Here is a 14,723-nt window from a genome sequence, read left to right as displayed (position 1 = left end):
CGTCGGGGCGCCGGGCTGAAGCCCGGCCTACGGGGCATTGGCGCGGGCGTAGGCCGGGCTTCAGCCCGGCCCGTGCTCACGAGGGACTCCCCCCGCGATCGCCGGAAGCGCCTTGCGCAGCACCGTCTCGAGCTTCGCGGCCCCGAGGGGCGCCATCTCCTTGGTGTGGCTGTGGCTGATCTGCTCGTCCGACATGCCCGCGGCCATGTTGGTGATGGTCGAGACCCCTGCACAACGCAGCCCGAGGAACCGCCCAAGGATGATCTCTGGCACGGTGGACATGCCCACGGCATCGGCCCCCAGCATCCGGATCGCCTTGATCTCCGCCGGCGTCTCGAAGGACGGGCCGGAGTACCAGGCGTAGACTCCCTCGCGCAGCTCGGTGCCCGTCGCCTCCGCGGCCTCGTGCAGGTGGCGGCGCAGGTCGGCGTCGTAGGCCGCCGTCATCGGCACGAAGCGCGCGTCGGTCGGCTCGCCGATCAACGGGTTGAGCCCGGAGAAGTTGATGTGGTCCGAGAGCGCCATGATCGAGCCCGTGGGCATCTCCGGCACCAGCGAGCCCGCGGCGTTGGTGGCGATCAGGCACTCCGCGCCGAGCTGCGCCATGACTTCGAGCGGCAGGCGCATCGCGTCGGCGTGGCCGTGCTCGTAGTAGTGCGACCGCCCGCCGAGGACGGCGACGCGCACGCCTTCCAGGTCGCCGATGACGACCTTGGGATCGTGCCCCGAGACCCCCGCGTGCGGGAATCCCGGGAGGTCGGAGTAGGGGACCTCGACCCCCTCCACGGCGCCCGCCAGGTGGCCCAGGCCCGAGCCCAGGATCAGCGCGGCGCGCGGCGGCTCGTCCCCTGCGCGCGAGCGCAGGACGGTGGCGAGATCAGCGCTCCTTGACATAGGGTTGTCCTCCTGCCCGCGGCGGGATCGCCTTGCCGACGAAGCCCGCCAGAATGATGACCGTCAGGATGTAGGGCAGCGCGTCCATGAACTGCACCGGCACCTCGAAGACCCCGAGATCGATGTTCTGGAAGCGGATGCCCACCGCCTGCAGGAAGCCGAAGAGCAGGCAGGACATCAGCGCGTACCAGGGCCGCCACTTGGCGAAGATCAGCGCGGCCAGCGCGATGTAGCCCCGGCCCGCCGTCATGTCCTTGGTGAAGCCCGCCTGCAGCGCGGTCGCGAGGTAGCTGCCCGCGATGCCGCAGAGCAGGCCAGCGATGGCCACCGCCGCGAAGCGCATGCCGATCACGCTGACGCCAGCGGTATCGACCGCCGCCGGGTTCTCGCCCACCGCGCGCAGGCGCAGGCCGAAGCGGGTGCGGAACAGGATCCACCAGGTCAGCGGCACGAAGAGGAAGCCGATGTAGACGAGGATCGAGTGCCCGGAGATCAGTTCGTAGTAGATCGGCCCCAGCACCGGCACGTCGCGCAGCGTTTCGGCCAGCGGTAGCGTCAGGCTGTCCCAGCGGCCGCTGCCCTCGAGCTGCGGCGTCCGTCCGCCCTGGGCGAACCAGTCCTGCGCGATGACGACCGTCAAGCCCTGGGCGAGGAAGTTGATCGCCACGCCCGAGATCAGCTGGTTGCCCCGGAAGGTGATCGAGGCCAGCCCGTGAACAGCCGAGAGCGCGACCGAGATCGCGATCCCCGCGCCGAGGCCCAGAAGGACCTGCCCGGTCACGGCGGAAACGGCGGCCGAGAAGAAGGCCGCGGCCAGCATCTTTCCCTCGAGACCGATGTCGAGGATGCCCGCCCGCTCGGAGAAGAGACCGGCGAGACAGGCCAGCAGCAGCGGCGTCGCCAGCCGGACCGTGGAATCGAGGACGAGAAGAACGGTGTTGAGATCCATGGCTTCAGATCCTCGACGTCAGGATACGGAGGGAGGCGGCGGCGAAGACGAGGCCCAGCCCCGCCTCGATCCCGCGCCGGGCGCGGGCGTAGAGACGGCGGACCGGCGCGCTGGAGAGCAGCACCGCCCAGCCGCCGTGGCCGGTGAAGGAGATCACGAAGACCCCGCAGAGAAAGAGCGCCAGCGAGGCGGCGGAGACCGTCTGAAGCCCGCCGACGGTGGCGATGGCCAGCCAGAAGACGATGGCCTTGGGATTGCAGGCCTGGAAGACGAAGCCGGCCGCGTAACGCCGCCCGGCGCTCATCGCTGTGGCGGCGGGGACGGGGGGCTCTTCGGAAGAGGCCGCCTTGCGGAAGGCGCCCAAGGCCAGCCAGGCGAGGTAGGCCGCGCCCAGGATCTTTACGGCGATCATGACGTGGCGCAGCTCGGCCAGCAGGGCGGCGAGCCCGACGACGGTCAGAACCGCCAGCAGAAGCGACCCGGTGGCGATCCCGAGGCAGGTGCGCAGGGCGGGCCCGCGCCCCTCGGTGGTGGCGAGCCCGAGGATCAGCGCGACCGCCGGTCCGGGCGAGAGCACGCCGGTCGCCTGGATGCCCCGGGCCAGCAGGAGGTTCGGGAGATCGGCGATCATCGCGCGCCCTCCGCGGTGGTGGACTTCCGGTCCGGCTTGGGGCCACCGCCGCCGCCCCGGCGCTCGCGCCGCCGGCGGTTGGCGAGGAAGAGGCTCTCCAGCGGCATCCGGATCATGTTGTCGAGCGCCCCGGTGAAGAGGATCACCAGTGCCTGGATCACCACCACCAGCTCGCGCTGGATGTTCATCCAGAGCGCCAGCTCCGCACCGCCCTGGTAGAGGAAGCCGAAGAGGATCGCCGCGAGGAAGACGCCGAGCGGGTGGCTGCGGCCCATGAGCGCCACGGCGATGCCGATGAAGCCCGCGCCCTCGGCGGCGTTCAGCACCAGCCGTTCCGCCTCCCCCTGGACGTTGTTGATCGCCATGCAGCCCGCCAGCGCCCCGGAGATCAGCATGGTGACCATGATGATCTTGACCGGCGAGATGCCCGCGTAGCGCGCCGCCGGCTCGGACTGGCCGAAGGCGCGGATCTCGTAGCCGAGCTTGGTCCGCCAGATCAGCAGCCAGAGCGCCACGCAGGCGGCGATGGCCACGAAGAAGCTGACGTTGGCCGGGGCCGCGCTCGACCACTGGATGCCGACGAGCCCGAAGACGTCGCTCAGGGTCGGCAGGTGCGTGCTCGCCGCGAAGGAGGGCGTCGCGGGTTCCTGGCCCGGCGCCTTCATCGGGCCGACCAGGGCCCAGTTCAGCAGGGCGGAGGCGATGAAGTTGAACATGATCGTCGTGATGACGATGTGGCTGCCCCGCTTGGCCTGCAGGTAGGCCGGGATCGCCGCCCAGGCGGCGCCGAAGGCGCCGGCGGAGAGGGTCGCGGCGATCAGCGCGATGGTCCAGTGCGGCCAGGGCACATAGAGCAGGATCACCGCCACGCCGAGGCCGCCCAGCAGGGCCTGCCCCTCGCCGCCGATGTTGAAGAGCCGCGCGTGGAAGGCGATTGCCACGCAGAGACCGGTGAAGATGAAGTTGGTGGCGTAGTAGAGCGTGTAGCCCCAGCCGTAGGTCGAGCCGAGCGCGCCGGCGACCATGAGGTTGAGCGCCTCGACCGGGTTCTCGCCGATGGCGAGGATCACGACTGCCGAAAGCAGCGCGGCCAGCAGGAGCGAGATGAGCGGGACGAGGATGGCGTCCGCCCAGGCGGGCATGCGGTCCATCAGGCGGTCCTTTCGTCAGAGGGGCGAAGAAGCGGCTTCGAAGCCACTTGCCACGCGTTTTCAGAAACGCGTGACGCCGTTTCGAAACGGCGTGACGCGGCTTTCAAGCCGCGTGGAAGGCGGTTCGAACCGCCTTGCGCGTCGGACGCGGAGGTCATGCTCATGCCTCCTTGCCCGCGGCGCCGTGGCGTTCGGCAAGCTGCGCCTCGACCTCGGAATGGTCGTGGGTGCGGTCGGTGTCGGTGATGCCGGCCATCAGCAGGCCGAGCTCCTGCTCGGAGGTCTCGGAGGGCAGCCGTTCGCCCATGATCCGGCCGTCGAACATCACCGCGATCCGGTCGGCGAGCCCCATGATCTCGTCGAGCTCCACCGAGACCAGAAGGATCGCCTTGCCCTTGTCGCGCAGCCGCACGATCTCCTGGTGGATGAACTCGATCGCGCCGATGTCCACGCCCCGCGTCGGCTGACCGACCAGCAGCAGGTCCGGGTCGCGCTCGATCTCGCGGGCCAGGACGATCTTCTGCTGGTTGCCGCCCGAAAAGCTCTTGGCGAGCAGGTTCGGGTCGGGCGGACGGACGTCGAAGCGCTCCATCTTGTCCTGGCAGACCTGCCGGATGGTGGCGTTGTTCATGAGGATCCCGCTCTGGTAGGCGGGATCGTGGTGATAGCCGAAGGCGATATTCTCCCAGGCGTGGAAGTCCATGATGAGACCTTCGCGCTGGCGGTCCTCCGGGACGTGGCTGATGCCCCGCGCGCGGCGCGAGCGGCCGTCGGACTTCGCGCCCGTCAGGTCGATCTCCTGGCCGTTGATCTTCACGGAGCCGGTGGCGACCTCGTAGCCGCCGAGAACCTCCAGCAACTCGGACTGACCGTTGCCCGCCACGCCGGCGATGCCGAGGATCTCGCCCGCGCGGACGTCGAAGCTCACGTCCTTGACGCGGTGCACGCCCTTCTCGTCGGTGACGTTGAGATTGCGCACCTCGACGATGGCCTGTTTCGGTTGGGCCGGTGTTTTCTCCACCCGCAGCAGCACCTTGCGGCCGACCATGAGCTCGGCGAGCTCCGAGGGGTTGGTGTCCTCGGTCTTGACCGTGGCCGTCATCTCGCCGCGCCGCATGACGGAGACCGTGTCGGTCACCTCCATGATCTCGCGCAGCTTGTGGGTGATCAGGATGATCGTCTTCCCCTCGCGCTTGAGCCCCTCGAGGATGCGGAAGAGGTGGTCGGCCTCGGCCGGCGTCAGCACGCCGGTGGGCTCGTCCAGGATCAGGATGTCGGCGCCGCGGTAGAGCGCCTTCAGGATCTCCACGCGCTGCTGCATGCCGACGCCGATGTCGTCGATCACCGCGTCGGGATCGACGTTGAGCTCGTATTCCTCGGCCAGCTTCTTCAGCTCGCCCCGGGCGCGGGAGAGCGAGGGCTTGAGCAGGCCCGAGTCCTCGGCCCCCAGCACCACGTTCTCGAGCACCGTGAAATTCTGCACCAGCTTGAAGTGCTGGAAGACCATGCCGATGCCGGCGGTGATCGCGGCCTGGCTGTCGGGGATCTCGGTCTTCTTGCCGGAGATGAAGATCTCGCCGGCGTCGGCCTTGTAGAAGCCGTAGAGGATCGACATGAGCGTCGACTTGCCCGCGCCGTTCTCGCCGATGATCCCGTGGATCGTGCCGGGCATCACGCGAATCGAGATGTCCTTGTTGGCCTGCACAGGGCCGAAGGCCTTGGAAATGCCCTTGAGTTCGATGGCCGGGGTCTCGCTCATGGCGCCTCTCTCAAGCTTCGGGGCGCGCGCATACCTCTGGCCGTGCCCCCGCGGGGCCGGGTCAGACCGCGCCCGACCCGCCCCTCAGGACGGACGCGAAGGCCGGGCCACAGTCGGGCCCGCTGCCTGGATCGTCAAGCAGGGGCGCCCGGACAGGGTCCGCCCCGATGCGAAAGGGCCGCGCCCGTCACCGGCGCGGCCCTCCCTGCGGCACTGGGCCGCCGCGATCAGAAGGTGATCGCGGGGCAGCTCTCGTCGGAGGTGTAGTCGTGCACCTCGAGCTCGCCGGAGGCGATCGCCGCCTTGGCTTCCTCGACGGCAGCGGCCATCTCCTCGGTGATGAGCTCTTCGTTGTTCTCGTCAACGGCGTAGCCGACGTTGTCGGTGCCCACGCCCATGACGGTCAGCCCGGTCTCGATCTCGGAGGGCTCCGTCGAGAAGGCCTCGTAGACCACGTTGTCCACGCGCTTGACCATGGAGGTCAGCACCTGGCCCGGGTGCAGGTAGTTCTGGTTGCTGTCCACGCCGATGGAGTAGACGCCCTCGTCCGCGGCGCGCTGCAGAACGCCCACGCCGGTGCCGCCGGCGGCGGCGTAGATCACGTCGGCGCCCTGGCCGATCTGCGACAGCGCCAGCTCACCGCCGCGCGCCGGGTCGTTCCAGGCGGCGGGGGTCGTGCCGGTCATGTTGGCGATGACCTCGGCCTCGGGGTTCACGGCCTTCACGCCCTGGGCGTAGCCGCAGCCGAACTTGCGGATCAGCGGGATGTCCATGCCGCCGACGAAGCCCACGGTATCGGTCTCGGAGGCCATCGCGGCGATCATGCCGACGAGGTAGGAGCCCTCGTGCTCGGAGAAGATGACCGACTTGACGTTGGGCTGGTCGACCACGCCGTCGATGATGACGAAGGTGGTGTCGGGATAGTCGGGCGCCACCTCGGAGAGCGGCGTCGCGAAGGAGAAGCCGGCCATCACGATGGGGTTGTTGCCGTTCTCGGCGAAGCGGCGGAGCGCCTGCTCACGCTGCGCGTCGGACTGCAGCTCGACCTCGTTGTACTCGCCGCCGGTCTCGTCGGCCCAGCGCTGGGCGCCGGTGTAGGCGCTCTCGTTGAACGACTTGTCGAACTTGCCGCCGAGATCGAAGATCAGCGCCGGGTCCGCAGCGTCCTGCGCCGAGGCGATGCCCGCGGAGAGGGCGAGCGCCGCGGAGGCGCCGAGAAATTTCGTCATGAAGGTCATGGATCACTCCCAGGTGGTTGTCCCGTCGCGAGGTCTGGCGCCCCGCTTCCGATGCGTCCCCGCACCGGCCATGCCGGGAATAAGGCAATGCGGGGCAGGGAGGGTCAATAGGATTCTGGCCGCGACGTGCCGTCCTCACGGGCGGTTGCCTCAGGATTGACCGGGTGCCGGTGCGTCAAGGGCCCGCGAAAGCAGCAGCGCATCCACGGCCGGGCCGCCCTCGCGCGGATAGTAGCCGCGACGCCGCCCGCTCTCGGTGTAACCCGCCGCCAGGTAAAGCGCGCGGGCCGGGGCGTTGTCGGCGGCGACCTCCAGGAACGCGGTCTCGGCGCCTCGCTCCTGAGCCGCCCGGTGGAAGTCCTCCAGGAGGGCGCGGGCGAGGCCCTGCCGCCGGTGGTCCGGGTCGGTGGCGAGTGTCAGGATCTCCGCCTCGTCCACGATGACCCGGGCGACGATCATGGCGCGGGAGTCGCCGAGCACCAGGCTCGACGGGCTCGACTGCAGCCGGCAGAACTCGTCGGCGCTCCAGGGTCGCTCCGTCTCGAAGGCGCGGGCGTGGAGGCGCGCCATTTCCTCGGGCTCCACCTCAGTCCTCCGCGAGGATGACCGGCGGCGGGTCGGAGGGCGGCGCGGCGTCCGCCGGGCGCACGTAGAGCGGCGCGGGGCGGGGGCCGGTCTCGCCGGAGGCGACCTTCGCGGCGGCGATGCCCAGGAGCGTTCGGGGCAGGTCCTCGATCTCTCGCGGGTCCGCCACGGGCGCGCCGGGCAGGAGCGCGGCGATCTCCTCGGCCCGGTGGCCGACGATGCGCGCGCCGCCGGGCAGTCCGAGCGCGGCGAGCGCCGGGCCGTCGAGCGCCGAATGCGCGGGCGGGGCGGTGGGCCGTCCGTTCTCGAACCGTTGCAGGTAGACTTGGTCGCGCGGGGCCGCGAGGCTGACGATCTCGACGGAGCCGCCCGGGGCCGTGCCCCGCATCATCTCGAAAGTGGAGACGCCCACCGCCGGGACGCCCAGCCCCAGCGAGAGCCCCCGGGCGGCGCTGACGGCGATGCGGGTGCCGGTGAAATTGCCGGGTCCGATGCCGACGCCGATCGCCGTCACGTCCCGAAAGCCGAGACCGGCGTCGGCGAGCAGCGCCTCGAGAAACGGGAAGAGCCGCTCGCCCTGGCCGCGGGCCATCTCCTCGATGCGGGTGACGACGGATCCGTCGGCGCAACGCAAAGCGGCGGCGCAATGCGCCGCCGATGTGTCGAAGCCGAGAAGGATCGTCTCAGGCGGCAACCGGCCGGACTTCCGTCACCTCGGGGATGTAGTGCCGCAGCAGGTTCTCGATCCCCATTTTGAGCGTCAGGGTCGAGGAGGGGCAGCCCGCGCAGGCGCCCTGCATGTGCAGGTAGACCACGCCCCGGTCGAAGCCGTGGAAGGTGATGTCGCCACCGTCCTGCGCCACCGCCGGACGCACGCGGGTGTCCAGCAGCTCCTTGATCTGGCCCACGATCTCGGCGTCTTCGCCGTCGTGCTGGGCGTGCTCGACGGCGCCGCCCGCGCCCTCCATGACCGGCGCGCCGGACTGGTAGTGCTCCATGATCGCGCCGAGGATGGCGGGTTTGACGTGGTCCCACTCGACGCCGTCGGCCTTCGTGACGGTGACGAAGTCGGTGCCGAAGAAGACGCCGGTCACCCCGTCCACCGCGAAGATGCGGCGCGCGAGGGGCGAGTTGCCGGCCGCGTCGGGGCTGGCGAAATCGGCGGTGCCCGCGTCCAGAACGGCCTGGCCGGGCAGGAACTTCAGCGTCGCCGGGTTCGGCGTGGATTCGGTCTGGATGAACATCGGCGGCTCCCGTGTCTGGTTACCCAGCATATGCGGGTTCGGGGCCGAACGGTCAAGGTCTCTTGGAATCGTTCTAAGAAGCTCCGGGCGGCGGTGCGAGACGCGCCGCCCGGAGCCGTCCGTCAGTTCTTCCGGTCGTCCAGATCGACCGTCACGCGGCTCTGGGCGAGAACCTGATCGCCGTCGAGGAGATAGGCCACGAGACCGCCCACGGGGCGGTTGTGCACGTCGACGCGCACGTTCGTGTTCGCGCCCGCGCGGACATTGGTCGTGCCGAGGATCGTGTCGCGGGCATCGCGCACTTCGACCACGCCGTCGACGTCGGACACGACCGTCCCCAGGTCGAGGATCGTCCGGCCGTCCTGGCGGTCGATGATGGTGAAGTAGCTGTCCGCCGAGGCCACGCCCGCGGTGGAGACCGCGGCCGCGAGAGCAAGGGAGAGGAGTCGTGCCATATGACATTCCTTTCAGGAGGAGCGCGGCGGATGCCGGGCCGGGTTGCGGTAGGACCTAGAAAGGAAGCGAGTGACGTAGGGTAAATAAGCCTGATCCATCACGAAAGAGTGCGGCGCGGGCGGGCCCGCCGGTCTTGAAAGGCGGACGGGGTCGACGGGCCCCGGGTTCTGCGCGCCGGTGAACAGCGGGGCCGGCTGTCAGGCTCGGAATGCGGCGAATGGAGAAACAAGATGACCCGGCGGATCGCAGGGCAGCGTGGCGTCACATAATCGTGAACTAAACCGTTCAGTCAGGGTATGTCGGGCTCCGTCCGGCCCGGACCCCGTTGGCGGGCGACGCCTGTGCGGCACCGCCCGCGAGACGCGGGTCTCAGTTGTCCCGGTCGACCCGCACGAGGCCTTCGGCGAGCACGTTGCCGTCGGCGACGAGCACGGCGGTCAGATCGGTGTTCGGCGTGGTCTTCACGTCGACGCGGACGCGGTCGTTGGCGCCGGCGCGGACGGTGGTCTGGCCGAGGACGGCATCCTTGCTGTCGCGGATCTCGACGACGCCGTCGAGGTCGGAGACGACCGTGCCGAGGTCGAGGATCGCGCTGTCCTGACGGTCGATGATGGTGAAGTAGCTGTCGGCCGTGGCGGCACCGGCGGTGGCGACGGTTGCGGCAAGGGCGAGGGCGATGGTGCGTTTCATGTGTCTTTTCCTTTCTCTGTGCGACCCGAGGGAGGTCAGGCCGCCGTTGCGGTGGGCTAGAGAAAAGGTCGCCGGAGCCCCCGGAAAAGGTCTGGCTCGATCACGAAAAATCGCAGGCGAAACGGGGGTTTGGCGCCCTTGATTTCGCTCGACGCCGACCGGGTCCCCGGTTCTGCGCTGTGCCGCACAGTGGCGGGAAGCCGTCCGCGCAGAACTGTGGCCCGCGGGATACGCCATGTCCCAGGACACAGGCGACGTTACGTCCTGACGCAAAAATGTGAACCGACCTGTTCAGATTTGCATCGGGCCCGATCCGGGGCGTCGGAACCGCCGGACGGGCTCAGGTAATCGCCTCGAGCCGTTCCTTCGAGATGTCGCCGGGGACGATGGTGATCGGAACGGGCAGCGTCCCGGCCGTCCGGGTCAGCTGGGTGACCAGCGGGCCCGGGCCCTTCTTGTCCGACGCCGCGCCCAGCACCAGCACGCCGATCTCCGGGTCGTCGCGGATGTGTTCGAGGATCTGCGGCACCGCCTCGCCCTCGCGGATCACAAGCTCCGGGTCGACCTTCTGCTTGTCGCGCATCCATTTCGCAAAGACCTCGAAGTGCACCTCGATGCGCTCGCGGGACTCGGCCCGCATGATCTCGCCCACGCCCATCCAGTGGTTGAATTCCTCGGGGGGAATGATCGACAGCACCGTGACGCCACCGCCCGTCTTGGCGGCGCGCATGGCGGCGAACCGCATGGCGTTCAGGCATTCGCGACTGTCGTCGAGGACGACGAGGAACTTGCGCATCTGGGTCTCCCTTGACCGCAGCATGCCGCGTGCGCGCACGGCTGGCAATCTGCGGCTGCAAGGCCCTTGGAGCCGGGTTCGAGCAGCAGTCAGAGCGCGAAGAACCCGTAGCGGACCGGCCCCTCGCGAAGCATCAGCCTGCGCTCGCGGCCCAGTCCCAGTAGAGCTCGCGCGCGTGCCGCGTCACCGGGCCGACCTGGTAGGAGACGTCGTCAAAGGCGGTGACGGGCGTCACCTTGTTCATGTTGCCGGTCAGGAAGACCTCGTCCGCCGCGCGGGCGTCGTCGAAGGTCAGCACGGTCTCGTGCACCTCGTAGCCCGCCGCGCGCAGGTTCAGGATATGGCGGCCCCGGGTAATCCCGGCGAGGAAGGTGCCGTTCGGGATCGGCGTGAAGACCGCGCCGTCCTTCACCAGGAAGACGTTTGCCGTCGCGCTCTCGGCGAGGTTGCCCATGGCGTCGGCCACCAGGGCGTTCTGGCAGCCCCGCGACCGGGCCTCGGCCAGCATCCGGGCGTTATTGGGATAGAGGCAGCCTGCCTTGGCGTTGACCACCGCGTTCTCCAGCACCGGGCGGCGGAAGCGGGTGGTCGTCACCTTCACGCCGGCGTCGGCGGGGGCCATCGGGATCTCTTCCAGGCAGATGGCGAAGCCCGGCGTGCCCTCGCCGGGGACGATGGCCGCCATGCCGTTCTCGATGCCCCAGTACATCGGCCGGATGTAGACGGCCGCGTCCTCGGGGTAGAGGGCGAGCCCCTCTCGGACGATCTCCACCATGTCCTCGACCGGAAGGTGGGGGGTCAGCATCAGCGCCTCGGCCGAGCGGTTCACCCGCGCGCAATGCGCCTCGAGGTCCGGAGCGAGGCCATTGGCATAGCGGGCGCCGTCGAAGACCGAGGAGCCGAGCCAACTGCCGTGGTCGGCCGCGCGCATGATCATCGCGTTGCCGTCGTGCCAGCTGCCCTCGAAATACGTCCGGATATTCGTCCCCGCCGCCATGCGTCCCGTGCTCCTGTCTTCCTGAGAGCGCGCAGGCTAGGCGAGGGGGCGAGGGAGGTCCAGAGCCGCCGGGCGGTGTGGCGCCCGGGCAGGGCGGCCCGGGCACCGTGGGGTCGGCCGGGACAGGCCGGGATGTCGCGCGGGTCGGGACGGCCCGCGACAGCCCGTCTCTACAGGGCCTCCGTGTCGTCCTCGTGACAGTCGTTCGTACCGGCTCAGCCGAGCCGCATCAGCGCAGGCACGTCGAGAGGCGCGTTGACCATCTTCAATGTGCCGTCGGGCTCCCGCGGCCATTCGGACTCCGGCCTGTCGGCATAGAGCTCCACCCCGTTCTCGTCGGGGTCGCGCAGGTAGACCGCCTCGCTCACCCCGTGGTCCGCGGCGCCGTCGAGCGGGATGCCGGCCTCCACCACCCGCCGGACCGCCGCGCCGAGGGAGGCCCGGTCCGGGTAGAGGAAGGCCGTGTGGAAGAGCCCGGTGTGACCGCGCGGCGGCGGCGTGCCGCCCGCGCTCTCCCAGGTGTTCAGGCCGATGTGGTGGTGGTAGCCGCCGGCCGAGAGGAAGGCGGCGCCGGGGCCGTAGCGCTGGGTCAGCTCGAACCCCAGCACGCCGGAATAGAAGGCGATGGACCGCTCGAGGTCGGCGACCTTCAGGTGAACGTGGCCGATGCGCGCGGCCGGGGGTGCGACGTAGGTCATGGCTGTCTCCGTTTGCCTTTCCGAGATAGACAGGTGCGGTCGCGCGCGAAACTGGCGAAAACGAGCGGGACTTGGTGCGTGAACGCGAAGAGGTGGCCATGACGCCGACCGGACGACGCAGGCTATGGATCCTGGTGCCCCTCTACGCGGCGGCGCTGGGAGCGGGGCTCTGGCTGGCGCGCACGCTCCCCGGCTGGCTGGCGGCCGAGTATGCCATGGGCGGCGCTATGCTGGTGACGGCGGCGGTGGTCTACGTCATGGTCTCCGCCGTGCCATTCGTGCCGGGGGCCGAGATCGGCATGGGGCTGATGCTCGCCTTCGGCGCGCAGGCGGCGCCGCTGGTCTACCTCGGCATGGTGGGGGCGCTCTGCCTTGCCTACGCGGCGGGCCGGCTGGTGCCCGCGCCGGTCCTGGCGCGGATCTTCCTCGCGCTCGGGCTGCGGCGCGCGGCGGGGCTTGTCTCGCAGGGAGCCGAGCTCGACAGCGAGTCACGGCTCGAACTCTTCGTCGAGAACGCGCCGGGGCGTTGGGTGCCGGTGCTGCTGCGCCACCGCTACCTCGCGCTCGTCCTGGCACTGAACTTTCCCGGCTCGGCCCTGGTGGGGGGCGGTGGCGGGCTCGCCATGCTGGCCGGGATGAGCCGGCTCTACCCGGCCTGGGCCTTTGTCCCCACGGTGCTCCTGGCGGTGGCGCCGCTGCCGCTGGTGGTCTTCCTGATGGCCTGAGGGCCGGTCCCCGCGTCGAGCCGGGGACGGGGGGCTGTCTGCCCCCCGGGCCGCGCGGGCGCGGCCACCCCCCGAGGAATATTTGGACCCAGAAGAGGGAGGATCAGCCCCGGATGAGGCCGACCGTCTCGTAGGTCTTGGCCAGGATCGGGGCCGCGATGGCGCGGGCGCGCTCGGCGCCGCGGGCGAGGGTGCGGTCGATCTCGGCGGGGTCGTCCATCAGGCGGCGCATCTCCTCGGCCACCGGCGCGAGCTTCTCGACGGCGAGCTCGGCGAGGGCGGGCTTGAACTGGCCCCAGCCGGCGCCGGCGTAATCGCGCAGGACCTCGGCCGAGCTCCGGTCGGAGAGCGAGGCGTAGATGTCCACGAGGTTCCTGGCTTCGGGGCGCTCCTTGAGGCCCTCCATGGTCTCGGGCAGCGGCTCGGGGTCGGTCCGGGCCTTCTTGAACTTCTTGGCGATCGTGTCGGCATCGTCGGTCATGTTGATCCGTTCCATGTCCGACTGGCCCGACTTCGACATCTTCTTGGAGCCGTCGCGCAGGTTCATGACCCGGGTCGCGGGGCCGTCGATCACCGGCTCGGTCAGCGGGAAGAACTCCGTGCCGTAGTCGTGGTTGAACTTCGCCGCGATGTCGCGGGTGAGCTCGACGTGCTGCTTCTGGTCCTCGCCCACCGGGACGTGGGTCGCGTGGTAGAGCAGGATGTCGGCGGCCATCAGCGAGGGGTAGGCGTAGAGGCCTAGGCTCTCCTTCTCGGAGTTCTTGCCGGCCTTCTCCTTGAACTGGGTCATCCGGTTCATCCAGCCCACGCGCGCCACGCAGTTGAAGATCCAGGCGAGCTCGGCGTGCTCGTGCACCTGGCTCTGGTTGAACAGGATCGACTTCTCGGGGTCGATGCCCGCGGCGAGGTAGCCCGCGGCGACTTCGCGGGTCATGCCGGGCAGCTCGGAGGGCTCCTGCCAGACGGTGATCGCATGCAGGTCGACGACGCAGAAGATGCAGTCGGTCCCGCGCTCCTGCCAGTCGACGAACCGCTTGATCGCGCCCAGGTAGTTGCCGAGCGTGAGGCCCCCCGACGGCTTGATGCCGGAGAAGACGCGGGTGGAGAACTGGCTGTCTGACATGGGATTTCCAAGACTGGCGTTCCGGGACGGCCTCGCTTACCCACGGGGGGTCAGAGCGTCAAGAAGAGCCCCCCTCGCCTCATGAGCGACGAGTTTCCCCTCAATCGCATGCCCGGCGTGATCCTCGCGATCGCGGGCGCGATGCTGCTGGCGGAGGCGGTCTTTTCGCTCGCCTCGGCGGGGATCCTCGGCGGGCGCACCGGCATCGGCTGGCGCTCCTGGGCGGTGCAGGACTATGCCTTCGCGCCGCGGGTGCTGGAGCTTCTGGGCGCGCCGGGCGGGGCCTGGAGCCCCGATCTGCTCAAGCGCTTCGTCACCTATGCCTTCGTTCATGGCTCGGTCACCAATACCGCCTTCGCCGTGGTCATCACGCTGGCGCTGGGCAAGTTCTGCGGCGAGGTGCTGGGCGAGGTGCAGCTCGCGGCGCTCTGGCTCGCGTGCACCGTGGGCGGAGCGCTGGTCTTCGGGCTCGCGGTGCAGGAGAACGCGGCGCTGATCGGCGGCTTTCCGGGGGCCTACGGGCTGATCGGGGCCTATACCTACCTGCTCTGGGTGCATCTGGGTCGGCAGGGGGCGCGGCAACTCGCGGCTTTCCGGCTGATCGGGGTGCTGGTGGCGCTGCAGCTGATCTTCTCGGTGTTCTTCGGGCCATCGCCCATCTGGGTGGCCGAGATCGCGGGCTTCGTGCTGGGCTTCGCCATCACGCCGGTCCTCGTGCCCGGCGGCTGGACGGCGTTGCTCGCGAAGCTCCGGGAGCGGTAGGGGCGATTTGGTCGTGCGGTGGGGT

General features: G+C 69.7%; 17 protein-coding genes. 2 read left to right on the top strand and 15 right to left on the bottom strand.

Annotated elements, in window-relative coordinates; genetic code table 11:
• Nucleotides 1-60 precede the first annotated feature (60 nt).
• The 14 genes from F3S47_RS18060 to F3S47_RS17995 form a co-directional block, all read right to left on the bottom strand.
• Nucleotides 61-894 (bottom strand): purine-nucleoside phosphorylase, encoded by an 834-nt coding sequence (locus tag F3S47_RS18060; RefSeq protein WP_150446716.1) that lies wholly within the window; start codon nucleotides 892-894, stop codon nucleotides 61-63.
• Complete coding sequence (locus tag F3S47_RS18055) at nucleotides 878-1,843, bottom strand: ABC transporter permease (protein ID WP_150446715.1); 966 nt, start codon at nucleotides 1,841-1,843, stop codon at nucleotides 878-880. The genes F3S47_RS18060 and F3S47_RS18055 overlap by 17 nt, the downstream gene beginning before the upstream one ends.
• Nucleotides 1,844-1,847: 4 nt before the next feature.
• Nucleotides 1,848-2,474, bottom strand: coding sequence for a LysE family translocator (locus F3S47_RS18050; protein WP_150446714.1), 627 nt, complete (start codon nucleotides 2,472-2,474; stop codon nucleotides 1,848-1,850).
• On the bottom strand, nucleotides 2,471-3,625 hold the full coding sequence (locus tag F3S47_RS18045) for an ABC transporter permease (RefSeq protein ID WP_150446713.1): 1,155 nt from the start codon (nucleotides 3,623-3,625) through the stop codon (nucleotides 2,471-2,473). Before F3S47_RS18045 ends, F3S47_RS18050 begins: the two co-directional genes overlap by 4 nt.
• A 160-nt stretch (nucleotides 3,626-3,785) precedes the next feature.
• Nucleotides 3,786-5,384 (bottom strand): ABC transporter ATP-binding protein, encoded by a 1,599-nt coding sequence (locus F3S47_RS18040; protein ID WP_150446712.1) that lies wholly within the window; start codon nucleotides 5,382-5,384, stop codon nucleotides 3,786-3,788.
• A 227-nt stretch (nucleotides 5,385-5,611) separates the two neighbouring features.
• Entirely contained in the window at nucleotides 5,612-6,622 is a 1,011-nt protein-coding gene (locus F3S47_RS18035; protein WP_150446711.1) for a BMP family lipoprotein, read from the bottom strand.
• A 150-nt stretch (nucleotides 6,623-6,772) separates the two neighbouring features.
• Nucleotides 6,773-7,207: a GNAT family N-acetyltransferase gene (locus F3S47_RS18030; protein ID WP_223877879.1), complete on the bottom strand. Its 435-nt coding sequence runs from the start codon at nucleotides 7,205-7,207 to the stop codon at nucleotides 6,773-6,775.
• 1 nt (nucleotide 7,208) lies between these two features.
• Nucleotides 7,209-7,901, bottom strand: coding sequence for a tRNA (adenosine(37)-N6)-threonylcarbamoyltransferase complex dimerization subunit type 1 TsaB (gene tsaB / locus F3S47_RS18025; protein WP_150446710.1), 693 nt, complete (start codon nucleotides 7,899-7,901; stop codon nucleotides 7,209-7,211).
• Nucleotides 7,891-8,451, bottom strand: a complete 561-nt coding sequence (locus F3S47_RS18020) for a NifU family protein (protein ID WP_150446709.1) — start codon at nucleotides 8,449-8,451, stop codon at nucleotides 7,891-7,893. Before F3S47_RS18020 ends, tsaB begins: the two co-directional genes overlap by 11 nt.
• 122 nt (nucleotides 8,452-8,573) lie before the next feature.
• Nucleotides 8,574-8,906, bottom strand: coding sequence for a hypothetical protein (locus tag F3S47_RS18015; RefSeq protein ID WP_150446708.1), 333 nt, complete (start codon nucleotides 8,904-8,906; stop codon nucleotides 8,574-8,576).
• A gap of 370 nt (nucleotides 8,907-9,276) precedes the next feature.
• Complete coding sequence (locus tag F3S47_RS18010; RefSeq protein WP_150446707.1) at nucleotides 9,277-9,597, bottom strand: hypothetical protein; 321 nt, start codon at nucleotides 9,595-9,597, stop codon at nucleotides 9,277-9,279.
• A gap of 340 nt (nucleotides 9,598-9,937) precedes the next feature.
• The gene (locus tag F3S47_RS18005) at nucleotides 9,938-10,393 is read right to left on the bottom strand and encodes a universal stress protein (RefSeq protein WP_150446706.1); all 456 of its coding nucleotides are present in this window, start codon (nucleotides 10,391-10,393) and stop codon (nucleotides 9,938-9,940) included.
• A gap of 133 nt (nucleotides 10,394-10,526) precedes the next feature.
• Nucleotides 10,527-11,390 carry a branched-chain amino acid aminotransferase gene (locus tag F3S47_RS18000; RefSeq protein WP_150446705.1) on the bottom strand — a complete coding sequence of 288 codons (864 nt, stop codon included), beginning with the start codon at nucleotides 11,388-11,390 and terminating at the stop codon, nucleotides 10,527-10,529.
• Between the two features lie 215 nt (nucleotides 11,391-11,605).
• On the bottom strand, nucleotides 11,606-12,088 hold the full coding sequence (locus tag F3S47_RS17995; protein WP_150446704.1) for a VOC family protein: 483 nt from the start codon (nucleotides 12,086-12,088) through the stop codon (nucleotides 11,606-11,608).
• 74 nt (nucleotides 12,089-12,162) lie between these two features.
• Here F3S47_RS17995 and F3S47_RS17990 point away from each other — a divergent pair, with 74 nt between their 5' ends.
• The gene (locus tag F3S47_RS17990) at nucleotides 12,163-12,813 is read left to right on the top strand and encodes a hypothetical protein (RefSeq protein ID WP_150446703.1); all 651 of its coding nucleotides are present in this window, start codon (nucleotides 12,163-12,165) and stop codon (nucleotides 12,811-12,813) included.
• Nucleotides 12,814-12,916: 103 nt separating this feature from the next.
• On the opposite strand, the gene trpS is transcribed toward F3S47_RS17990, so the two are convergent.
• Nucleotides 12,917-13,936 (bottom strand): tryptophan--tRNA ligase, encoded by a 1,020-nt coding sequence (trpS, locus tag F3S47_RS17985; RefSeq protein WP_150446702.1) that lies wholly within the window; start codon nucleotides 13,934-13,936, stop codon nucleotides 12,917-12,919.
• A gap of 81 nt (nucleotides 13,937-14,017) precedes the next feature.
• On the opposite strand from trpS, the gene F3S47_RS17980 reads away from it, so the two are divergent.
• The gene (locus tag F3S47_RS17980; protein WP_150446701.1) at nucleotides 14,018-14,698 is read left to right on the top strand and encodes a rhomboid family intramembrane serine protease; all 681 of its coding nucleotides are present in this window, start codon (nucleotides 14,018-14,020) and stop codon (nucleotides 14,696-14,698) included.
• Nucleotides 14,699-14,723 lie beyond the last annotated feature (25 nt).

The organism is Histidinibacterium aquaticum (assembly GCF_008710275.1).
GTDB lineage: Bacteria > Pseudomonadota > Alphaproteobacteria > Rhodobacterales > Rhodobacteraceae > Oceanicola > Oceanicola aquaticus.
The sequence above is the reverse complement of the archived record's forward strand: the minus strand, read 5'-3'. Positions and strand labels throughout refer to the sequence as shown.